The organism is Amycolatopsis sp. NPDC005003 (assembly GCF_053600695.1).
Map to the genome: position 1 here is coordinate 22,562 of NZ_JBSGAI010000002.1, position 20,747 is coordinate 43,308.

19 protein-coding genes are annotated in these 20,747 nt (G+C 72.2%); 6 read left to right on the forward strand and 13 right to left on the reverse strand.

The features are described from left to right. The first annotated feature begins 112 nt into the window (after positions 1-112). A complete protein-coding gene (pip, locus tag ACWED2_RS02495; RefSeq protein WP_449688664.1) occupies positions 113-1,057 on the forward strand; it encodes a prolyl aminopeptidase in 945 nt (314 codons plus the stop codon). Positions 1,058-1,137: 80 nt separating this feature from the next. On the opposite strand, the gene ACWED2_RS02500 is transcribed toward pip, so the two are convergent. From ACWED2_RS02500 to ACWED2_RS02520, 5 genes are read right to left on the reverse strand one after another with little or no spacing between them, the layout of a single operon-like run. Next, entirely contained in the window at positions 1,138-1,926 is a 789-nt protein-coding gene (locus ACWED2_RS02500) for an ABC transporter permease (RefSeq protein ID WP_449688665.1), read from the reverse strand. Between the two features lie 10 nt (positions 1,927-1,936). After that, positions 1,937-2,767, reverse strand: coding sequence for an ABC transporter permease (locus ACWED2_RS02505; protein WP_449688666.1), 831 nt, complete (start codon positions 2,765-2,767; stop codon positions 1,937-1,939). 1 nt (position 2,768) lies between these two features. Next, positions 2,769-3,971, reverse strand: a complete 1,203-nt coding sequence (locus ACWED2_RS02510; protein WP_449688667.1) for an ABC transporter substrate-binding protein — start codon at positions 3,969-3,971, stop codon at positions 2,769-2,771. Between the two features lie 17 nt (positions 3,972-3,988). Further along, complete coding sequence (locus ACWED2_RS02515) at positions 3,989-5,065, reverse strand: ABC transporter ATP-binding protein (protein ID WP_449688668.1); 1,077 nt, start codon at positions 5,063-5,065, stop codon at positions 3,989-3,991. Beyond that, the gene (locus ACWED2_RS02520; RefSeq protein ID WP_449688669.1) at positions 5,062-6,483 is read right to left on the reverse strand and encodes a gamma-aminobutyraldehyde dehydrogenase; all 1,422 of its coding nucleotides are present in this window, start codon (positions 6,481-6,483) and stop codon (positions 5,062-5,064) included. The genes ACWED2_RS02515 and ACWED2_RS02520 overlap by 4 nt, the downstream gene beginning before the upstream one ends. 107 nt (positions 6,484-6,590) lie before the next feature. Here ACWED2_RS02520 and ACWED2_RS02525 point away from each other — a divergent pair, with 107 nt between their 5' ends. Together ACWED2_RS02525 and ACWED2_RS02530 are read left to right on the forward strand one after the other, a co-directional pair. Further along, positions 6,591-7,325 carry a FadR/GntR family transcriptional regulator gene (locus ACWED2_RS02525; protein ID WP_449688670.1) on the forward strand — a complete coding sequence of 245 codons (735 nt, stop codon included), beginning with the start codon at positions 6,591-6,593 and terminating at the stop codon, positions 7,323-7,325. Positions 7,326-7,358: 33 nt separating this feature from the next. Then, on the forward strand, positions 7,359-8,069 hold the full coding sequence (locus ACWED2_RS02530) for a cache domain-containing protein (RefSeq protein WP_449688671.1): 711 nt from the start codon (positions 7,359-7,361) through the stop codon (positions 8,067-8,069). Here ACWED2_RS02530 and ACWED2_RS02535 read toward each other — a convergent pair. Both ACWED2_RS02535 and ACWED2_RS02540 read right to left on the reverse strand, forming a co-directional pair. After that, positions 8,066-8,386: a hypothetical protein gene (locus tag ACWED2_RS02535; RefSeq protein WP_449688672.1), complete on the reverse strand. Its 321-nt coding sequence runs from the start codon at positions 8,384-8,386 to the stop codon at positions 8,066-8,068. The two genes, ACWED2_RS02530 and ACWED2_RS02535, sit on opposite strands and share 4 nt — an antisense overlap. 49 nt (positions 8,387-8,435) lie before the next feature. Then, complete coding sequence (locus ACWED2_RS02540; protein ID WP_449688673.1) at positions 8,436-9,881, reverse strand: PucR family transcriptional regulator; 1,446 nt, start codon at positions 9,879-9,881, stop codon at positions 8,436-8,438. Between the two features lie 100 nt (positions 9,882-9,981). Between ACWED2_RS02540 and gabT the strand changes: the two genes are divergently transcribed. Both gabT and ACWED2_RS02550 read left to right on the forward strand, forming a co-directional pair. After that, on the forward strand, positions 9,982-11,337 hold the full coding sequence (gene gabT / locus ACWED2_RS02545) for a 4-aminobutyrate--2-oxoglutarate transaminase (protein WP_449688674.1): 1,356 nt from the start codon (positions 9,982-9,984) through the stop codon (positions 11,335-11,337). After that, complete coding sequence (locus ACWED2_RS02550; protein ID WP_449688675.1) at positions 11,334-12,761, forward strand: aldehyde dehydrogenase family protein; 1,428 nt, start codon at positions 11,334-11,336, stop codon at positions 12,759-12,761. Before gabT ends, ACWED2_RS02550 begins: the two co-directional genes overlap by 4 nt. On the opposite strand, the gene ACWED2_RS02555 is transcribed toward ACWED2_RS02550, so the two are convergent. The 5 genes from ACWED2_RS02555 to ACWED2_RS02575 form a co-directional block, all read right to left on the reverse strand. Then, positions 12,758-13,414: a response regulator gene (locus tag ACWED2_RS02555; protein WP_449688676.1), complete on the reverse strand. Its 657-nt coding sequence runs from the start codon at positions 13,412-13,414 to the stop codon at positions 12,758-12,760. The genes ACWED2_RS02550 and ACWED2_RS02555 overlap by 4 nt on opposite strands. Further along, positions 13,411-14,541 (reverse strand): sensor histidine kinase, encoded by a 1,131-nt coding sequence (locus ACWED2_RS02560; RefSeq protein ID WP_449688677.1) that lies wholly within the window; start codon positions 14,539-14,541, stop codon positions 13,411-13,413. Before ACWED2_RS02560 ends, ACWED2_RS02555 begins: the two co-directional genes overlap by 4 nt. 44 nt (positions 14,542-14,585) lie before the next feature. Next, the gene (locus ACWED2_RS02565) at positions 14,586-15,743 is read right to left on the reverse strand and encodes a serine hydrolase domain-containing protein (protein WP_449688678.1); all 1,158 of its coding nucleotides are present in this window, start codon (positions 15,741-15,743) and stop codon (positions 14,586-14,588) included. Positions 15,744-15,846: 103 nt separating this feature from the next. Further along, positions 15,847-16,614, reverse strand: coding sequence for a helical backbone metal receptor (locus ACWED2_RS02570; RefSeq protein ID WP_449688679.1), 768 nt, complete (start codon positions 16,612-16,614; stop codon positions 15,847-15,849). Continuing rightward, positions 16,611-18,017 carry an RNB domain-containing ribonuclease gene (locus ACWED2_RS02575; RefSeq protein WP_449688992.1) on the reverse strand — a complete coding sequence of 469 codons (1,407 nt, stop codon included), beginning with the start codon at positions 18,015-18,017 and terminating at the stop codon, positions 16,611-16,613. The genes ACWED2_RS02570 and ACWED2_RS02575 overlap by 4 nt, the downstream gene beginning before the upstream one ends. 126 nt (positions 18,018-18,143) lie before the next feature. Here ACWED2_RS02575 and ACWED2_RS02580 point away from each other — a divergent pair, with 126 nt between their 5' ends. Then, the gene (locus ACWED2_RS02580; RefSeq protein WP_449688680.1) at positions 18,144-19,088 is read left to right on the forward strand and encodes an ATP-binding protein; all 945 of its coding nucleotides are present in this window, start codon (positions 18,144-18,146) and stop codon (positions 19,086-19,088) included. Here the strand turns inward: ACWED2_RS02580 and ACWED2_RS02585 are convergent. After that, the gene (locus ACWED2_RS02585; protein ID WP_013223095.1) at positions 19,085-19,270 is read right to left on the reverse strand and encodes a hypothetical protein; all 186 of its coding nucleotides are present in this window, start codon (positions 19,268-19,270) and stop codon (positions 19,085-19,087) included. The two genes, ACWED2_RS02580 and ACWED2_RS02585, sit on opposite strands and share 4 nt — an antisense overlap. Positions 19,271-20,747: the final 1,477 nt, after the last annotated feature.

The window sequence follows — 20,747 nt, forward strand, 5'->3', positions numbered from 1 at the left end:
CCGGCGGCGGGGCGCCGGGGCGGCAGCCGAGGCCCTACGGCGAAGTGTCACCTCCGTGAGGCAGATCGGCCTAGGCGGCCGGCAGTCATCCCCATAAGGCACAGTGACTCGCATGGACGAGCTGTACCCGCCGATCGCCCCGCGTGCCGAAGGGTTCCTGGAAACCGGTGACGGCCACCGGATCCGGTGCCAGGAGGCGGGCAACCCGGCCGGGAAGCCGGTGGTGGTGCTGCACGGCGGCCCCGGCAGCGGGATCGCCCCGATGGCCCGGCGGCACTTCGACCCCGCGGCCTACCGGATCGTCCTGTTCGATCAGCGCGGCTCGGGGCAGTCGACGCCGGACGCGGGCGACCTCACCGCGAACACGCTGTGGCACCTGGTCGCCGACATGGAACTGCTGCGCGAGCGGCTCGGCATCGAGCGCTGGCAGCTCTTCGGCGGCTCGTGGGGCGCGACGCTCGCCCTCGCCTACGCCGAGACGCACCCCTCGCGCGTCAGCGAGATCATCCTGCGCGGGGTGTTCACCGTGCGGCAGAGCGAGCTGGACTGGATCTACCGCGGTGGCGCGGCCCACCTGTTCCCGCGCGAATGGGAAGCGTTCCTCGCGCCACTCCCGCCTTCGCTGCGGGAGGACCCGCTGGCCGGGTACGCGGTGCTGCTCGACGACCCGGCCGAGGAGGTCCGCCACCGCGCGGCGGTCGCGTGGAGCACCTGGGAGGGCGCGACGGTTTCGGTGCTGCCGCAGGAGTCGTTCGTCCGCCAGTACGCGGACCCGGCGTTCGCGCTGACGTTCGCCCGGCTCGCCGTCCACTACTTCACCCGGGGCGCCTGGCTCGACGACGGGCAGCTGATCCGCGACGCCGGCAAGCTCGCGGGCATCCCAGGCGTGCTCGTCCAGGGCCGCTACGACACGGTGTGCCCGCCGGTGACGGCGTACGAGCTGCACCGGGCGTGGCCGGGCTCGGAGCTGAAGCTGATCGAGGGCGCCGGGCACGCGGTGACGGACCCGGGCGTACTGGCGGCCCTGCGAGCGGCGACGGACTCGTTCCGGTCCTGAGCCGCCGGTCGTCAGGGCAGCGTGGTCGGCTTCTTCGCCGGCCGCTCGCTCCGCGGTCCGCTCGGCAAGCGACGAAACCCCTAGAGCCGCCCACCCGAGGCCGTGTCGCCGGAAAGCCGTTGCGCCAGGTACACCGGGACCGTCGACACGACGATCAGCACCGCCGCCACCACGTTCACGATCGGGGCCTGGTTGGGCCGGAACAGGTTGTCGTAGATCCAGATCGGCAGCGTCTCCATGCCCGTGCCCAGGGTGAACGTCGTCACGATGATCTCGTCGAACGACAGTGCGAACGCCAGCAGGCCGCCCGCCAGCAGCGCCGAGCGCAGCATCGGGAACGTCACCAGCCGGAACGTCGTGAAGCCGGTCGCGCCGAGGTCCATCGACGCCTCCTCCAGGTTGCCGCCCATCCGGCGCAGCCGCGCCACCACGTTGTTGAACACCACCACGATGCAGAAGGTCGCGTGCGCGATGATCGCCGTCAGCAGGCCGAGGTCGATGCCCAGGATCGTCCGGAACGCGTTGTTCAGCGCGATGCCGGTGACGATCCCGGGCAGCGCGATCGGCAGGATGATCAGCAGCGACACCGGGTTGCGGCCGAAGAACCGGTAGCGCTGCAACGCGAACGCCGCCATCGTGCCGAGCACCAGCGCGATCGCCGTCGCCGCCAGGCCCGCCTGCACGCTCGTCCACAGCGCGTGCAACGCGCCTTCGTTCGACGCCGCGCGGCTCCACCACTCCAGGGTGAACTCGGGCGGCGGCCAGCCGAACGTCGTGTCCGCGTTGAACGAGTTGAGCAGCACCACCACCAGCGGGAAGTAGAGCACCGCCAGGCCGAGCCCGAGCGCCGTCCACAGCAGCTTGCGCATCGGAAAGCTCCTACAGGTTGTCGAGCGCACCCGTGCGGCGGACCGCGGCCAGGTACGCGAGCATGATCACGACCGGCACGGTCGCCACCGTCGCCGCGAACGGGAGGTTGTTGGCCGCGCCGATGTTGTCGTAGACGACGTTGCCGAGCATCTGGGACGTGCCGCCGACGATCTTCACCGCGATGTAGTCGCCCAGGGACAGCGAGAACGTGAAGATCGAGCCCGCCACGATCGCCGGGAACGTCAACGGCAGGATCACCGAGCGGAACGTCCGCAGCGAGCGGGCGCCCAGATCGCCCGAAGCGTCCACCAGGGAGTCCGGCAGCCGGTCGAGACCCGCGTAGATCGGCAGGATCATGTACGGCAGCCAGAGGTAGGACAGCGTCATGATCGTGGCGGTGACGCCGTAACCGGGCGAAAGCCAGTGCAGGGCGCCGTTGCCGGACAACATGGAGCGCCACGCGTACGCCTTCACCAGGTAGCTCGCCCACAGCGGCGTCATCACCGCGATCACCAGGATCCGTTGCGCCCGCGGCGAAGCGAGCTTGGCCATCGCGTAGGCCATCGGGAACGCGATGACCGCGTCGATCACCGTCACCAGCGCCGCGATCCCCACCGTGCGGAAAGTGATCGTGCGGTAGACCGCGTCGGTGAACAGCGTCTTGAAGTTGTCCAGCGACCACTCGATGACGACCTGGCCGGTGAAGGCGTCGGTGTGCCAGAACGCCGTGACGAACAACGCGGCGAGCGCGCCCAGGTAGGCCAGGCCGAGCCAGAGCAGCGGCGGCGAGAGCAGGAGGCCCAAGCGCAGCTTGGGCCTCCGGTGGAAGAAGGCGGTCATGTCAGCCCTTGATCTCGGTCCAGGCCTTCGTCCACTCGCCGTAGTCCTTGCACTTGACGTCCGTGCGGCCGTCGAGGCACTGCGGGATCGGTGTGGTCCAGTACGCGATCTTCGCCGCGTACGCCGGGTCGTTGGCGTGGTAGGTGTCGCAGAGCGTCTTGTCCGTCATCTCCGCGCACGCCTTGGTGTTCGCCGGCGCCTCGCCGAAGTACTCGGCGACCTGGGCGTTGGCCTTCGGGCTGATGATGTAGTCGAGCCACTTGTACGCGCACGTCTTGTGCGCCGACTTCGCCGCGACCATCCAGGTGTCCGACCACCCGGTCGCGCCCTCGCTCGGCACGGCGGCCTCGAGCGGTGCGCCTTCGCCCTTGGTCAGGTTGACCGTGACCTGCCAAGCGGTGCCGACGACGGCATCGGCGTTCTTCAGCGCTTGCGACTCCTTGAGGTAGTCCGACCAGTACTCGCTCACCAGCGGCCGCTGCTGCTTGAGCAGGTTCACCGCGGCGGTGAACTGCTTGTCGTCGAGGGCGTACGGGTTCTTGATGCCCAGATCCGGCTGGTGTGCCTGGAGGTAGAGGGCGGCGTCGGCGATGTAGATGGGCGAGTCGTAGGCGATCACCTTGCCCTTGTAGGGCGAGTTCGCGTCGAACAGCACCGACCACGACGTCGGCGCGGGGGTCACCTTGTCGGTGCGCCAGGTCAGCAGGTTCGCACCCCAGCCGTGCGGGATGCCGTAGGGAACGCCGCCGACGCTGTTCCACGACTTGTCCTTGAGGAACGGCTGGACGTCGGCGTAGTTCGGGACGAGCGCGGTGTTCACCGGCTCGGCGTCGCCCGAAGCCACCAGCCGCAGCGACGCGTCACCCGAGGCGGACACGACGTCGTACTGGCCGGTCTTCATCAGCGTGACGGCCTCGTCGGACGTCCCGAACGGCTTGACGTTCACCTTGCAGCCGGTCTGCTGCTCGAACGGCGTCACCCAGTCGACCTTCGGGTCGTTCGAGCCGTTCTCCGCGTACCCCGGCCAGGCGAGCACGTTCAGCTGCCCTTCCGGCTGGCCGAGCGCCTTCAGCGCTTCCAGCTTCGGCGGCGTGAAGCCCTGCGCACCGGGCGGCGCGGCGGAGTTCGAACCGGACGTGCCACATGCAGCCAACAGCAGGCTGGCGCCGAGAACCCCGGCGAGCCGCGTCTTCCTGTTCTTCATGGCATCCCTTTCGAGGACTACTGGACCTGGAAGCTGTGTTCGTTCCGCCAGCTGAGCCGGACGCGCCCGTCGGCGAAGGCCGCGTCGTCGGTGTTCTGCCGGACGACCGAAAGCTGTCCCCCGGCGTCGAGCGCGACCGAATACCGCACGGTCGCCCCGGCGTAGACGACGTCGGTGACCGTGCCGGTCGCGCTCGTGTGCCCGGCCGCGGCGGGTTCGGACAGGTCGCCGTCGATGCGGATCTTCTCCGGCCGGATGCTGAACAGCCCCGGCCGGCCGATGACGCTCTCGGCGCCGCGGCCGCCCAGCAGGTTCGACGTCCCGACGAACCCGGCGACGAACGCGCTCGCGGGCCGTTCGTAGACCTCCTCGGGCGGCCCGACCTGCTCGATCCGGCCGTCGTTGAACACCGCGATGCGGTCGCTCATCGTGAGGGCTTCGTCCTGGTCGTGGGTGACGAAGACGAACGTGATGCCGACGTCCCGCTGGATCTGCTTGAGCTCCAGCTGCATCGCCTGCCGCAGCTTGAGGTCGAGCGCGCCCAGCGGTTCGTCGAGCAGCAGCACCTTGGGCCGGTTGACCAGCGCACGGGCCAGCGCGACGCGCTGGCGCTGGCCGCCCGACAGCTGCGCGGGTTTGCGCGAGCCGTAGTCCTCCAGCCGCACGGTCTTCAGCGCTTCCAGCGCGCGCTCCCGGCGTTGCCGCTTCGGGACGCGCTTGACGCGCAGGCCGTACTCGACGTTCTGCTGCACGCTCGTGTGCGGGAACAGCGCGTAGTCCTGGAACACCGTGTTGACGTCCCGCTCGAACGGCGCCAGCCGGCTGACGTCGTGGCCGTCGAGTTCGATCGTGCCCTCGGTGGGCAGCTCGAACCCGGCGATCAGGCGCAGCACCGTCGTCTTGCCGGAGCCGGACGGGCCGAGCATGGAGAAGAACTCGCCCGGCGGGATGTCGAGGTCGACGCCGTCGACCGCGTGGACGTCACCGAAGTGCTTGCGCAGCCCGGAAAGCCGGATCGCCGGGCTCGTGCTTTCCGGCGCGGCGGGCTCTTCCCGCGTCTCGGACGGTGCTTGGTTGGGCACGGCCAACCTCACAAAGCGCTCATGACGTGCTTGACGCGCGTGTAGTCCTCGAGGCCGTAGAGGGAGAGATCCTTGCCGTAGCCGGACTTCTTGAAGCCGCCGTGCGGCATCTCGGCGACCAGGGGGATGTGCGTGTTGATCCAGACGCAGCCGAAGTCGAGCTTCGCGGCGGCGCGCATCGCGCGCTGGTGGTCACGGGTCCAGACCGACGACGCGAGGGCGTACTGGACGCCGTTCGCGAGCTTCAGCGCCTCGGCTTCGCCGGAGAACCGCTGGACGGTGATGACCGGGCCGAAGATCTCGTTCTGGATCGCCTCGTCGTCCTGCCGGAGCCCGGAGACGACGGTCGCCTCGTAGAAGTAGCCTTCGTCGCCCGCGCGGTTTCCTCCACAGTGGACGGTCGCGTGCTCCGGCAGCCGGTCGATGAACCCGGACACCTTCTCGAGCTGGGCGGCGTTGTTGAGCGGGCCGTAGGCGACGTCTTCGTCGTCCGGCTTGCCGGTCTTGGTCTGCTCCGCCTGCCGGGTGAGCGCGGCGACGAAGGTGTCGTGCACGTCGTCGGCGACCAGCACCCGCGTGGCGGCGGTGCAGTCCTGGCCGGCGTTGAAGTACCCGGCGACGGCGATGGCCCCGGCGGCCGCTTCGAGGTCGGCGTCGCCGAAGACGATGACCGGCGCCTTGCCGCCGAGCTCCAGGTGGACGCGCTTGACGTCGTTCGCGGCGGACCTGGCCACTTCGATGCCGGCCCGGACCGAGCCGGTGATCGACACCATCGCCGGGATGTCGTGCTCGACCAGCGCGCGGCCGGTGTCGCGGTCACCGCAGATCACGTTGAACACGCCGGGCGGGAAGAATTCGCCGGCGATCTCGGCGAGCAGCAGCGTCGACGCCGGGGTGGTGTCGGAGGGCTTGAGCACGACCGTGTTGCCAGCGGCGAGCGCGGGCGCGATCTTCCAGATGGCCATCAGCAGCGGGTAGTTCCACGGCGTGACCTGCGCGCAGACGCCGACCGGCTCCCGGCGGACGAACGACGTGTGACCCTCCATGTACTCGCCCGCCGCGCGGCCTTCGAGCACGCGCGCGGCCCCGGCGAAGAAGCGGACCTGGTCGAGGACCATCGGGATCTCTTCGGCCATGGTCAGCGCGACCGGCTTGCCGGTGTTCGCGGACTCGGTCTTCACCAGGTCCTCGGCGCGGGCCTCGAGGGCGTCGGCGAGCTTGAGCAGCGCGAGCTGGCGCTGGGCGGGGGTGGTTTCCCGCCAGGTTTCGAACGCGGTCGCGGCGACCTGCAGCGCGTTGTCGACGTCCTCGGGCCCGGCGATCGGGGCGGTGCAGTAGGGACGTCCGGTGACCGGGTCGACGATCTCCGCCGTCCGGCCCGACTTGGACTCGACGTACGCGCCGCCGACGTAGTGCTTCAGCTCCTGCACGCTCACTCCTCGATGCTGACGGGAGCTAAAACATATGACTCCATATGTAATAGGACAAGGGGATGGGGCAAGATTGGTGCGAACGGGGAACCGGCCGGAGGGGCACGATGCGCAAGGGCATGTCGCACAGCGCGCGATCCGCCATGTTCGCGCCGCTCGGCCAGGTCGGCCGGGCGGAGGCGGTGGCCGCGCGGCTGGTCGACGCCATCACGCTCGGCCTGCTCGCCGACTCCGAACAGCTGCCCAGCGAGGCCGACCTGGCCGCGCAGTTCGGCGTTTCGACCGTGACGGTCCGGGAAGCGCTGGTGGCCCTGCGCCAGCAGGGGCTGGTCGAGACGCGGCGGGGGCGCAGCGGCGGCAGCTTCGTCCGCGCGCCGGCCAACCCTGCCCCGGACGAGTGGCGCTCGCGGCTGCGCGAGGTGTCGCTGTCGGACCTGCGGGACGTCGGCGACCACTACCTCGCGATCGCCGGCGCCGCCGCCAAGCTCGCCGCCGAGCGCAGCTCCCCCGAAGACGTCGCCCGGCTGCGGCTGGCGGCCGACGACCTCCGCACGGCCCACGGCATCGACTTCACGCGGGCGGAGCGGCAGTTCCACCTCGAGGTCGCGGCGGCCGCGCAGTCGCCGCGGCTGACGCACGAAGAGGTCCACCTGCAGCGGGAGCTCGGCGGGCTGCTGTGGCTGCCACTCGGGTCCGCGACAGCCTCGTGCGAAGAGCACACGGCGATCACCGCGGCGATCTCCGCCGCGGACGGCGAGCTGGCCCGCAAGCTGACGGAAGAGCACGTTCTCGGCGCGCTCGACCGGCTCGCGGACGTGCACCTCGACCTGCTCACGCCCTAGAATTCCGCTACTCCGCGCATCGAGGTGAGCACCGTGAACGACACCCGCACGCTGGCCGGCGACGAGGTCGTCGAGCAGGTTTCCGCGTTGGTGGAAGGGGTTTTCGAGCGGCTCAAGCCGCTGCTGGCCGCCGCCGAGTCGGTCTTGGCGGACAGCCCGGCCGCGGCCGCGCTGCACCGGATCCGCCCGCAGGTCACCGAGGCACTGGGCGGGCTGATCATCGGCGCCGGGTTCGTCAGCGCCCCGAACGTGCTCGCCGATTCGGAATTCGGCTTCGAGTGGTGGACGGGCTCGTCTTCCGAGCCGGCCCAGCTGTTCATCAGCCTCGACCCGGCGAGCGAGAACTTCCTGGACTACACGCGCCAGTCGTGGTTCACCGTCCCCCGCGACACCGGGCGGCGGCACATCAACGGCCCGTACGTGGACTACCTCTGCACCGACGAGTACACGCTGACGTTCACGATCCCGGTGTTCCGGGGCGGTTCGTTCGCGGGTGTCGTGGGAGCGGACGTCTACGTGCGCGAGTTCGAACGGGCGGTTCGCCCCCGGCTGCGGTCGCTGGGGCGCGGAGCGGCGCTGCTGAACGCGCAAGGACGGGTGATCGTGTCGAACAGCGTCCGGCAGCCGACGGGGTCGCTGGTCCGCGAGGCCGGTGTCCCGGCGTGGTGGTCGGCGGGTGCGGAGCCCGGGCCGGGGCTGCGGCGCTGCGGGGACTCGCCGATCGTGCTGGTGACCGGCGGCTAAGGGCCGCCCAGCAGGGCGTATCCCACCAAGCAGCCCGGGCTGTCGCGCACGAGAACCGTCAACGGAGTTCCCTCGGGCACCGGCCGGGTGGTGAACACGGGGTGCGGCGCACCGAACAACGTGCCGACCTCGCCGACCCGGGTCAGGGATGTTTCGTCGGCCCTCACGCAGGTTTCGCCGCTGCGGTAGTCCCGGCCGTCGTGGTGGATGCGCGACGGGAGCCCGCCGTCGCCGGGCAGGGCGTAGCCGAAGTGGTTCGCGGTCCACGGCAGGAACGCCGCCCCGCCCGCCGCGAGCAGCACGACGACGACAGCCACTGCGGTAGCGCGTTTCCAGGTCACCTACCGAAGACGCCCGTCGTGGTGCTCAGGTTTGCAGCGCCACCCAGAGTTCCGCGCGGACACCCGGCGAGTCGAGATCCCGGCCCAGCAGCTCCTGCACCTTCGTGATCCGGTTGCGCAGCGTGTGCCGGTGGACGCCCAGGCGCGCCGCGGCGACGTCCCAGTGGCCGTGGTGCTCCAGCCAGCAGCGCAGCGAATCGACCAGGTCGCCGCGGCCCGTTTCGTCGTGGCGGCGCAGCGGGGCCAGTAGACCGTGGGCAAACGCTTGCGCCACCACCGGATCGATCAGCGACAGCAGGCCTCGGCCGGTGTGCTCGGCCGCGGAGACCAGGATCTTCCCCGCCGCCTCCGCCGCCTGGGCCGCCAGTTCCGCCTGCTCGAGCCCGGCCGCGAAGTCGCGCGGGGCGACCGGCCCCGCCACCCCGCCGTGCAGGCCGCCGATCCGCAGCGCCGCCTCGGCGGCCGGCTCGACCACGCTCGCCGGCCCGAAGACGACCACCGACCCACCGGATCTCGCCGCGAACAGCTCTCCTTCGATCGCCCCGAGCAGTTTGCGCCGGGCCGCGGGCGGGCCGAGGAACACCAGCACCGACCACGGTGGCTCCGGCGGCTCGCCACCCGCCGCGGCCAGCACCCGCAGCGCCAGTTCGGCCTGGCCGCCCACGAGCAGTTCCACCAGCCCGGTCCGCAGCGCCTCCCGCGCCGCCGCCTGCGCGCGATCCTGCTCCAGTGCCAGCGAAAGCACCGAGACCGCGGTGTTCACGATGTGCCGCCCCGCCGTGTCCAGTGCCGCCCCGACGGCGAGCACGCGGCGGGCGCCGGTGTCGAGGGTCTGCAGCACGACTTCCTGCCCGTCGAGCGCGACGACCCGCGTACCGGTGCGAAGCCGCTCCAGCTCCTCGCGCAGCGAAGCGCCGTACGCACGAGCGCTTGCCGGGGCCGCTTCGGTGACGGTCGTGCGGTCGAAGAGCAGCACCCAGCCGTCGACCAGCTTCGCCAGCTTGCGCAGCACCCCCGCCGGGCCGCCCTTGCCGACCGCCGTGCGGGTCAGTTCCTGCTGGGCGCGGCCGATGCGGACCGTCGTCGCGTACTCGTCGGCCGCCACCGCGCGCGACACCGCGCGGGTGATCGCGATGAACGGCGTCTTCCGCGGCACCTCCAGCACCGGCAGGCCCACCGACGCCGCCGTCTCCACCAGCGAGCGCGGGACGGACTCGTGGCTGAGCCCGACGCCGAAACCGAGCCCGGCGACGCGAGCCCCCACGAGACGGCGCACGTAGGCCGGCGACGTCTCTTCGTCCAGCGCCAGGCCGGTGGTGAGCAGCAGCTCGCCGCCCTCGAGGAAGGCCTGCGGGTCGGTCAGCTCCGTCGGGTGGACCCAGCCGATCGGGCGGTCCAGGACGTCTTCGCCGGTCAGCACCCGCAGCCCGAGCGGGCGCTCGGCGGCCAGCCCGGCCAAGGTGAGTGCCATAACGGCCAATCCTACGCCGCGAGTTGTCCAGAACGGCCAGCTGACGACCGCGCGGTGACCGCTCATCCTGAGGACGTCCACCGACTTCCAGGAGCACGCCGTGACCGCAAGCACCACCGCCGAGGCGCAGGCCCCGGCGCCCCGCCAGCGCAGGCTGCAGACCGAGATCCCCGGCCCTCTCTCGCGCGAGCTGCAGCAGCGGCGCACCGCCGCCGTCGCCGCCGGGGTCAGCTCGGTGCTGCCCGTCTACGTCACCTCCGCCAGCGGCGGGCTGCTCACCGACGCCGACGGCAACGTCCTGATCGACTTCGGCTCCGGCATCGCGGTGACCAACGTCGGGCACTCCGCGCCGGCCGTCGTCGACCGCGTCCGCAAGCAGGCCTGCTGGTTCACCCACACCTGTTTCATGGTCACGCCGTACGAGGGGTACGTCGAGGTCTGCGAAGCGCTGGCCGAGCTGACGCCGGGCGACCACGCGAAGAAGTCGGTGCTGTTCAACTCCGGCGCCGAAGCCGTCGAGAACGCCGTGAAGATCGCGCGCGTGGCGACCGGGCGCCAAGCCGTCGTCGTGTTCGACCACGCCTACCACGGCCGCACCAACCTGACGATGGGCATGACCGCGAAGTCGGTGCCCTACAAGCACGGCTTCGGCCCGTTCGCGCCCGAGGTCTACCGGGTCCCGGGCTCGTACCCGTTCCGCGACGGCCTGTCCGGCCCGGAGGCAGCCGCGCTGGCCATCGACCGGATCGAGAAGCAGATCGGCGGCGACCAGGTGGCCGCGGTGGTCCTGGAGCCGATCCAGGGCGAGGGCGGCTTCATCGAGCCCGCGCGCGGCTTCCTGCCCGCGATCGCGGCCTGGTGCCGCGAAAACGGCGTCGTGTACGTCGCCGACGAGGTCCAGACGGGCTTCTGCCGCACCGGTTCCTGGTTCGCGTCCACCGACGAGGACGTGGTGCCGGACCTGATCGCGACGGCCAAGGGCATCGCGGGCGGCCTGCCGCTGTCCGCCGTCACCGGCCGCGCCGAGTTGCTCGACGCGGTCCCGCCGGGTGGCCTCGGCGGAACGTACGGCGGCAACCCGATCGCCTGCGCCGCGGCGCTGGGCTCGATCGAGACGATGAAGAACGAGGACCTCGCCGCGTCGGCCAAGCGCATCGAAGGCGTCGTCCTGCCGCGGCTGCGCGCGCTGGCCGCCGAGACCGGGGTGATCGGCGACGTCCGCGGGCGCGGCGCGATGCTGGCCGCGGAGTTCGTCCGCCCCGGCACGCCGGAACCCGACGCCGACCTCACCAAGCGCGTGGCGGCGGCCTGTCACCGCGCCGGCGTGGTGGTGCTGACCTGCGGCACCTACGGCAACGTCGTCCGGCTGCTGCCGCCGCTGTCGCTGGCCGACGACCTGCTCGACGAGGGCCTCTCGGTGCTCGAACACGCCGTCCGGACGGAGATCCGCGCATGACGTTCCCGTTCTGGGTCGCCGGGAAGCCGGTGACCGGCGGTGCGACCGCTGTTGTCCGTCACTCGTTCGACGGCTCCGAGGCCGGGTCCCACTTCGTCCCTTCGCCGTCGGACGTCGAAGCCGCGGTGCGGGCCGCGGCCGACGTCGCCGACGAGTTCGCGACGCTGCCCGCGCACGTCCGCGCCGGGGCGCTGGACCACGTGTCCCGATCGCTGGGTGAACGGTCCGAAGAGATCGCGTCGCTCATCACGGCCGAGTCGGGCAAGCCGCTGAAGTGGGCCCGCGGCGAGGTGGGGCGCGCGGTGTCGACGTTCCGCTGGGCGGCGGAGGAGGCCCGCCGGTTCTCGGGCGAGCTGCAGCGGCTCGACACGGACCCGGGCGGAACGGGCCGGCTGGCGCTGGTGCGGCGGGTACCGCGCGGCCCGGTGCTGGGCATCACGCCGTTCAACTTCCCGCTGAACCTGGTGGCGCACAAGGTGGCCCCGGCGATCGCGGTGGGCGCGCCGATCGTGCTCAAGCCCGCGCCGTCGACCCCGCTGACGGCGTTGCTGCTGGGCGAGATCCTGGCTTCGGCGGACCTCCCGGCGGGCTCGTGGTCGATCCTGCCGGTGGACAACGAGACGTCGTCCCGCCTGGTCGAGGACCCGCGGCTGCCGGTGGTGTCGTTCACCGGCTCGGTCCCGGTGGGCTGGGCGATCCGCGACCGGGTGCCCCGCAAGCACGTGTCCCTGGAGCTGGGCGGCAACGCGGCGGTCCTGGTCTGTCCTGATTGGACGGACCTGGACTTCGCGGCGCAGCGGATCGCGACGTTCGCGATGTACCAGGCGGGGCAGTCGTGCATCTCGGTGCAGCGGGTGTACGTCCACGACTCCGTTTACGACGCGCTGGCCTCGAAGGTGGTTTCGGAGGTGCGTGCGTTGCGGACCGGGGATCCGCGAGCTGACGGTGTCGACGTCGGCCCGCTGATCAACGGCGACGCCGCTTCCCGGGTGTCGTCGTGGATCTCGTCCGCGGTGTCCGCGGGTGGTCGCCTCCTGACGGGTGGTTCGCAGTCGGGCGCGACGGTCGAGCCGACGGTGCTGGCGGACGTCCCGGAAGACGCGTCGGTGATGGCCGAGGAGGTGTTCGGGCCGGTGGTTTCCCTGGTCCGGGTTTCTTCGGTGGCGGAAGGCGTCTCGCGGATCAACGCCTCCCGGTTCGGCTTGCAGGCGGGCGTGTTCACGCGCGACCTGCCGACGGCGTTCGAGGTGTCGGCGGCCCTTCGCGTGGGTGGCGTGATCGTGGGTGACGTGCCGAGCTTCCGCGCGGACCAGATGCCCTACGGCGGGGTGAAGGACTCGGGCGTCGGCCGCGAAGGCCCGGCGGCGGCGATGGCGGACTTCACCGAGGAGCGGGTCACGGTCCTGACCGGTCTGACGCTCTAGCCGAGGCCCGGGACCGCGAGACCGGTTTCGTAGGCGACGATCACCGCCTGGACCCGGTCTCGCAGCCCCAGCTTGCTCAGCAGGTTGCTGACGTGGGTCTTCACCGTGTGTTCGCTGACCACCAGCTCGGCGGCGATCTCCGCATTCGAAAGCCCGCGGGCGATCATCGTCAACGTCTGCCGTTCCCGGGTGGTCAGCTCCGCCAGGCGTGCCGGGGAAGGCGGCCGGGCCGGGCGGGCCGTGTACTGCGCGATCAGCTTGCGCGTCACCGACGGCGCCAGCAACGCGTCCCCGGCCGCGACCACGCGGACCGCCCGGACGAGGTCGTCGCGCCGGACGTCCTTGAGCAGGAACCCGCTCGCGCCCGCCCGCAACGCTTCGTACACGTAGTCGTCCTGGTCGAACGTCGTGAGCATCAGCACCTGGCAGGACGTCGACGCGCAGACGATCTTCGCCGCCTCGATGCCGTCCATCCGGGGCATCCGGATGTCGAGGAGCAGCACGTCCGGCGAGTGGGCGCGGACCGCCTCGATCGCCTCCGCGCCATCACCCGCCTCCGCGACGACGTCGATGTCCGGCTGCGCGCCGAGGATCATCGCGAAGCCCGCGCGCACCAGCTCCTGGTCGTCCGCGACCACCACCCGCACGGTCATGCCCGCGCCCCGAACCGCACGCGCACCCGGAAACCCGGGCCGTCCGGTCGCGGCCCGGCCGTCACCTCGGCCCCGCACGCCGCGGCGCGTTCGCGGATGCCGATCAGGCCGTGCCCGCCGGTGCCGGGGCCGCTCGCCCCGCGGCCGTCGTCGGTGATTTCGAGGGTCAAGGTGCCGTCCTGCCAGTCGAGGTGGACGCCCGCGTGCCGGGCGTCCGCGTGCTTGACGATGTTGGTGAGCGCTTCCTGCGTGATGCGGTACGCGGCGACCTCGGCGTCCGGCGTGAGCTCGCCCGGCTCCCCGGAGACCGCGAAGGCGATGTCCGTCCCCGCTCCGGACGCGCCGGACACCAGCCGCGGCAGGTCGGCGAGCGTCGGCTGCGGGGCGTGCGGGCCGTCGTCGGTCTTGAGCACGGCGAGCATCCGGCGCAGCTGGGCCATCGCGTCCCGCCCGGCCGACGCGATCGCGTCGAAGGCCGCCTCGGCGCGGGCCGGGTCGCCGGGCAGGGCCACCGGGCCCGCTTCCGCCTGCACGACCATGAGGCTGACCGCGTGCGACAGGATGTCGTGCATGTCGCGGGCGATCCGGGCGCGTTCGCGTTCCGCCGCCCGGACGGCTTCGGCGAGCCGCTCGCGCTCCAGCCATTCCGCGCGCTCCCGGGCGGCCACCGCGACCCGGCCGATCGCATAGGCGGCGACGAAGAGGATTCCGCTGCGCAGCGCGGTTTCCGACGACGCCGTCAGCAGGCTCCCGCCGACGGTGAGCACGAGGGCGGCGACCCGCGGCCACGGCGCCGACCGCACGGCGACGGTGTAGAGCGCGATCAGCACGCCGTACCAGACGGGCTGGGCCGGGACGTTTCCGGTGAAGTCGTAGGCCCAGGCGCCGATCAGGCCCGCGAGCAGCACCCCGAGCGGGAACCGCCGCCTCAGCACCACCGCGGCCGCCGCCACCAGCACGACGACCACGCCCCACGGGTGCCACGACCCGCCGGCCGGGTTCGTGCGGGAGAAGAACGGCCACAGCCCGGCCACCGCCACGCCCGCGGCCAGCGCCACGTCGACCCCCGCGGCGGGCAGCGCGCGCAGGCGGCGGCTCAGGGGTTCGAGCACCGGCGATGCGGACACAGGACGTGATCCTGCCCGCTCCCCGGTTCCCGGCACCCACCAGGTCATCGGCGCGCGGCCAGCGTCATCCCGGCCAGGACGATCTGCTGCGTGACAGGCGTCGGGTTGTCGCCGTTCTTGGCGTCGTTGGCGGTCAGGCCGTAGACGAGCCGGCGAGCGCCGTCACGCGTGCCGCCGATCCCCGCGAGGTAGCCGTACCAGCCGCCGCTCTTGCCCCAGACCTCGCCCACGCCCGGCAGCTGGTAGCGCTGCAGGCCGGCCCCGAAGCTCGCGGGCTTCCCGGAGACGTCCTTGACCGGCGGCACGGCGAACAGCTCCGGCTGGACCGAAGGCGGCAGGAGCCGCCCGCCCAGCAGCGCCTCGGTGAAGACGTCGAGGTCCCGGGTGGTCGAGACGATGCTGCTGGAGGCCCAGCCGAACGACTGGTCCCAGCGCGTCACGTCCTGGACGGAGCCGTCACTCATGATCTGGTACCCGTGCACGTACGGGCCGTGGAGCGCGGGGTCGTGCCCGGGCGCGGTGGTCCCGGTCAGGTGCAGCGGGCGCACGATCCGGTCCCGGACCTGGCTTTCGTAGCTGCGTCCGGTGACCTTCTCGACGAGCATCCCGGCGACGATGTACCCGATGTTGCGGTAGTGCTGCGCCGTGCCGGGTTCGAACTCCTTCGTCCCCTGGGCGAACGCCGCCGCCACGTACTGCTCCGGCGTCCAGCGGTCGAACCGGTGTGCCACCACGTATTCGATGCTGTCGTCTTCGAGCACGGGGCTCGGCAGGCCATTGGTGTAGTCCAGCAGCTGCCGGACCGTCACCGCGGGATAGCCGTCCGGCAGCAGGCCGGGCAGGTACTCCTGCACGGTGCCGTCCAAGGCGATCCGCTGTTCGGCGACCAGCTGCAGCACGACGACGGCGGTGAACACCTTGGTGACGCTGCCGATCCGGAACCGCGCGTCCGGGTTCACCGGCGCCCCGGCGCGGCGGTCGGCGACGCCGGCGGTGCCGGTCCAGCAGCCGTCCGGGCCGGTCGCGCGGACCAGCGCCGCGTTGACGGCGTCGTTCGGCAGGCCCTTGATCGCCTGCTCGAGTGCGGTGGTGTCCAGGGGTTTCGGCGCGACGCAGGCGTGGCCGGCAGTCGTGGCGAACGCCGGGGTGGCGGTGCCCGCCAGCGCGACGGCGAGCAGGACGGCGGCGACGTGCTTGATCATGGTGAAGGCTCCTCGGTGGGTTCTTTCGGTGCCTTCGATCATGGTTTTCCGCGCCTCGCGGCGGATCGCCGGTGAGAGCGATTCTCGGACTCACTCTCGAGGACTAGTCCAGCGCTGCCACGAGAGCGGTGTGCGCCTCGACCAGTGACGGCCCGTACCAGGTGAGGTGCCGCCCCGAGACCAGGACGTACCGCGCGTCCGGGAAGTGGTCCGGGCCGTCCTCCTCGGTGAACAGGTACGGCTCGTCCGGCAGCACCAGAAGGTCCGCGTCCGCGCTCAGGTGGGCCCGCAGCTCCTCCACGTCCGGACGCGGGTAGCGCTCCTCCGCCGTCGCGTACACGTTCGCCACGCCCACCCGGCGCAGCACGTCGCCGGCGAACGTGTCCCGGCCCAGGACGATCCACGGCTTGCGCCACACCGGGACCACCGCGTGGAAGCGCACCGGCCGGACCTCGCGCCAGGCCTCCTCCGCGGCGACCAGCCACTCCGGCTCGTCCAGCTCGTACGCCTGCGTGAGGATCCGCCGCAGCGAACCCAACGCGGCGGGCACCGAAGCCGCCGCGGCCATCACCCACACCGGGATTCCGTTGGCGCGCAAGCGTTCCACGTCCTCCTGGCGGTTCTCCTCCGCGTTGGCCAGCACCAGATCCGGCGCCAGGTCGAGCACCCGGTCCAGCTTCGGGTACTTCGAGCCACCCACGCGCGGGACGTCCAAAGTGGACGGGTGCGTGCAGTAGTCCGTCGCGCCGGCCAGCCGTCCGGGCGCGCTCACCTCGACCGCTTCGGTCAGGGACGGCACGAGCGACACCACTCGCGAAGCCGGTCCGGACAGCGGCACCGGTTCGCCGAGATCGTCGACCAGGTACGTCATGCGCGTTCGAACGACACCTTCCGCTTCTCGACGTCGACCGCGGTCAGCCGGACCGCGATCCGCTCCCCCGCGGTCAGCCGCTCCCCCGCGCACTTCGCCATCACCGTCGGGTCCTCGACCAGGATCTCCGCCTTGTTCTCGTCCGCGCGAAGCACCACCGCGCTGAACTCGCCGCCGACGTGCTCGGCCAGCACCCACGCCTCGACCTGGTCGATGCACGCCCGCTCGACCTTCGCCGCGAGGGTGTCCGACGCGCTCATCCGCTCCGGGACGTCGGCCAGCGCCGCGCGCACCCACTCCGGGACCTCGCGGCCGGCCGAGACGGCGAGGCAGATCTCGGTGGCGAACCGGTCGACCAGCCGCCGGATCGGCGCCGTGACGTGCGCGTACGCGCCGCCGATGCCCGCGTGCGTCGTCAGCGAGGGCAGTTCGCCGTCGAACGCCGTGTAGCCCGCGCCGCGCAGCAGCCGGGTCGTGTCCGCGTAGAGCGCCATCGACGCCGGCTGTCCCGGGTCCAATTGGGACAGGAACTCCGAAACGGTCGCTTCGGGCGCCCACGCGATGCCGAGCGCTTCGGCGGAGCGGCGCAGCCAGTCGACGGCTTCGGGTTCCGGGTCGGGCAGCGTGCGCAGGACGCCGATCCGCGCGTCGAGCATGATCCGCGCCGCGGCCATCCCGGTGAGCAGCGAGATCTCGGCGTTCCAGGCGTCGACGGCGGTGCGCGGGCGGCGGGCGAGCACCCAGCCGCCGTCCGGGTCGCCGGTGATCTCCTGCTCCGGCAGCTGCAGCTCGACGGCGCCGCGCCGGACGGCCAGTTCGCGCCGCCGCCGGCCCAGTTCGGGCAACGCGGCCACCGACGGGTGCGGGTTCCCGGCGTCGAGCGCGGCCTGCACCGTCTCGTAGTCGAACTGTTCGGTGGACCGGACCAGCGCGCGGCGGACCCGGGTGGTGGTCGGCTCGCCGGCGTCGTCGGTCTCGATGGTCCAGAGCACCGCGGGCCGGACCTCGCCGGGCAGCAGGCTCGCCGCGCCTTCGGAGAGCACCGGCGGGTGCAGCGGGACGTTGCCGTCGGGCAGGTAGAGCGTCTGGCCGCGCAGGCGCGATTCGCGGTCGAGCGCGCCGCCGGGCGGGACGAAGGCGGCGAGGTCGGCGATGGCGTAGTGCACGCGAAAGCCGTGCGCGGTCTTCTCGACGACCATCGCCTGGTCGAGGTCCTTGGACCCGGGTGGGTCGATGGTGACGAACGGCAGGTCCGTCGCGTCCTCGCGCGGACCCGCGCTGGCCAGCGGGTCGAGGACCGCCGCCTCCGCCTCGGCCAGCACCTCGGGCCCGAACGACTCCGGCAGCGAAAACTCGGCACGCAGGGGCCCGAAGTCCCCGCCCGCCGAGTGTGTCCTGATCACGAGGGGAGGCACCCCCCAACCCTAACCCGCTCCGGGCCCGGAGATCGCCCGATCGGGCGCGGGCCGGTCGGGTGTACGTTGCCCGGGTAATAATGAAAACCGTCATCATTGCCAGAAGGGGATACCGTGAAGATCGCGTTCGTCGGCAAGGGCGGCAGCGGCAAGACCACGCTGTCGTCGCTGTTCGTCGCGTCCCTCGCCGACGCCGGGCTGCCGGTGCTCGCCATCGACGCCGACATCAACCAGCACCTCGCGGTGGCGCTCGGCGCGACCGAGGAAGAAGCGCTCGCCTGGCCGACGCTGGGCGACAACATGGCCCTGATCAAGGACTACCTGCGCGGCGACAACCCGCGGATCCCGGACGCGGCGTCGATGATCAAGACGACCCCGCCGGGCCGCGGGTCGAGGCTGGTCCGGCCGTTCGAGGACAACCCGGTGTTCGCGGCGTGCTTCCGGCAGCTGGGCGGCATCCGGCTCGGTGTCACCGGCCAGTTCGACGAAGACGACCTCGGCGTCAAGTGCTACCACTCGAAGGTGGGGGCGGCGGAGCTGCTGCTGAACCACATGGTCGACGTCGACGGCGAATACGTCGTGATGGACATGACGGCGGGGGCGGACGCGTTCGCGTCGGGGCTGTTCACGCGATTCGACGTGACGTTCCTGGTGTGTGAGCCGACGGTGCGCAGCGTGGGCGTGTACCGCCAGTACGCGGACTACGCACGCGACTTCGGGGTGCGGCTCGTGGTGGTGGGCAACAAGGTGACGGACGCCGACGACGTCGAGTTCCTGCAGGACCAGGTCGGCCCGGCGCTGCTGGGCTGGATTTCGGCGTCGGGCCACGTGCGGGCGGCCGAGCGCGGCACGGCCCGGCCGATCACCGAGCTCGAGCCGCGCAACCTCGAGACGCTGGGCCTGATGCGCGCGGCGGTCGACGCGGAGCAGCGCGACTGGGCCCGCTACCAGCGCCAGGCGGTCGAGTTCCACCTGCGCAACGCGGCGGCCTGGGCCGGCGCCGACCTCGCCGCGCAGGTGGACCCGGAGTTCGTGCTCGGCCCGCAGCTGACGGTCTAGTCGTCTTCCTCGGCGTCGGCCCGCCGGGTGCGCTCCCGGGCGATCTCGAGAGCGCGCCGGGCGGTGGCCTCGTCGGGGTACGGGCCGAGCAGATCGACGCTGCGGCTGCGTTCGAGGTGCTCGACCTGGTGGGTGCGGGTGTTGTAGTACCACCCCTGGTCCGGGTTCGGGTCTTTGGACATGGTCCTAGGTTCGCACCCCCGGGCCGGTTTTTCAGCGCTTGTACCGGTAGGGGATCTCGGTCGGCTGCCCGGTGGGGCCGAAGTCCGGCGGTTCTTCGGGCTCTTTGGTTTCGGTGAATTCGTCGAACCACCCACGCGGCGTGCCCCGGGGCGGCGTGGCCGGTTCTTGTTCTGGCTCTTGCCTGGAGGGCTGCGGCAGCGGGGTGTTCCGGCCGGGGAAGACGGGCCGCGCGTTCGCCGCCGGCGGCGGCACGGGCGGCATGGTCCCGGGACCGGGGAAGACGGGCCGCGCCGGAGCGGCATGCCGGGCCGGGAACGGCTGGGGGGTTGATTCGGGGCCGGGGAAGACCGGTTTGGGGCGGGCCGGTGGGGCTGGGTTTTGGGCCGGGTTTTGGGCCGGGTTTTGGGCCTCGCCGTGCTGGGGTGGGGTGGTCGGTGCTGGGGTAGGGGCCGGGGGTTCGGGGGCCGGGCGTTGTGCCGGGTTGGGGGCCGGGGTGTTGGAGGCTGCCGGGCCCTGCGCCGGGCCCGCAGCGGGGGCCTCGAAGTCCGGGCGTTGCGCCGGGTTGGCAACCGGAATGTTGGCGGCTGCCAGGCTCTGCGCCGGGCCCGCAGCGGGGGCCTCGGCGGGCGGGCGTTGCACCGGGCCGGGAGCCGGAGCATTGGCGGCTGCCGGGCTGACCGGACCCGTGCCCGGCACGATCCGGGCACCGGTCGGGTCGGTTCCCTGCGCGGGGCTGGGTGCGGTGGAGGAGCCAGGCGCCGGTGGGCCACCGGCCGGGGCACCGCCAGGTGCGGAGCCGGCCGAGCCGCTCTGGGTGGGTGCGGCACCCGGCTGGGTGTTGGGAGCGGGGATCGGCCCCGGTGTGGTGGTCGGAGCCGGCAAGCCTGGGGATCCCCACGGCGGCTGGGGCAGGTGGGAGCCGACCATCGGAGGCCGCGCCTCCGACGAGGGCTCCCGGGATACATCCCCCGAGGCGGCGGTCGGCTGAGGAACAGCATCAGGGGCGGCCTGCGGCTCGTTGGCTGGCTGCGCGCCAGCCGGTGCCGTCGACGAACCGGCACCGGGTGCCTGCGACTCGACTTGCGGCTGCACGCCCGCCGCAGGCTGCGGCGGACCCGGGGCCACCTGCGGCTCGGCACCGGGCCGCGTCCCACCCGGCTCAACCAGCGGCGAACCAGCACCGGCTGGCTCCGGCTCGGCGGCCGCCGCAGCCGCAGGCTGCGGCAGACCCGGGGCCACCTGAGGCTCGGCGGCCGGGGCCGTCGGCGGCTGCGAAATGGCCGATGGCAGTTCCTGCGGCGCGGTGGGAGGCCCCTGCTGGAACTCGGGCTCGACCGGGTGGACCGGCTTCCGCTCCGCCGAGCTGGGGACCTCAGCCCCGATTGGGTTCGGCTCGCTCGCCGGGGGCTCGGGCGGGGCGGATGCGGCCGCCTCGGGCTGGGGCTCGTTCGACGGCACCGGCTCAGCCGCCGCAGG

Excerpts from the sequence above, each read along its gene's own strand:
- ACWED2_RS02540 (WP_449688673.1), bottom strand. The coding sequence starts at position 9,881 with ATGGCACTCACCTTGGCCGGGCTGGCCGCCGAGCGCCCGCTCGGGCTG.
- ACWED2_RS02585 (WP_013223095.1), bottom strand. The coding sequence starts at position 19,270 with ATGTCCAAAGACCCGAACCCGGACCAGGGGTGGTACTACAACACCCGC.
- ACWED2_RS02565 (WP_449688678.1), bottom strand. The coding sequence starts at position 15,743 with ATGATCAAGCACGTCGCCGCCGTCCTGCTCGCCGTCGCGCTGGCGGGC.
- ACWED2_RS02510 (WP_449688667.1), bottom strand. The coding sequence starts at position 3,971 with ATGAAGAACAGGAAGACGCGGCTCGCCGGGGTTCTCGGCGCCAGCCTG.
- ACWED2_RS02555 (WP_449688676.1), bottom strand. The coding sequence starts at position 13,414 with ATGACCGTGCGGGTGGTGGTCGCGGACGACCAGGAGCTGGTGCGCGCG.
- pip (WP_449688664.1), top strand. The coding sequence starts at position 113 with ATGGACGAGCTGTACCCGCCGATCGCCCCGCGTGCCGAAGGGTTCCTG.
- ACWED2_RS02570 (WP_449688679.1), bottom strand. The coding sequence starts at position 16,614 with ATGACGTACCTGGTCGACGATCTCGGCGAACCGGTGCCGCTGTCCGGA.
- ACWED2_RS02550 (WP_449688675.1), top strand. The coding sequence starts at position 11,334 with ATGACGTTCCCGTTCTGGGTCGCCGGGAAGCCGGTGACCGGCGGTGCG.
- ACWED2_RS02505 (WP_449688666.1), bottom strand. The coding sequence starts at position 2,767 with ATGACCGCCTTCTTCCACCGGAGGCCCAAGCTGCGCTTGGGCCTCCTG.
- ACWED2_RS02500 (WP_449688665.1), bottom strand. The coding sequence starts at position 1,926 with ATGCGCAAGCTGCTGTGGACGGCGCTCGGGCTCGGCCTGGCGGTGCTC.
- ACWED2_RS02525 (WP_449688670.1), top strand. The coding sequence starts at position 6,591 with ATGCGCAAGGGCATGTCGCACAGCGCGCGATCCGCCATGTTCGCGCCG.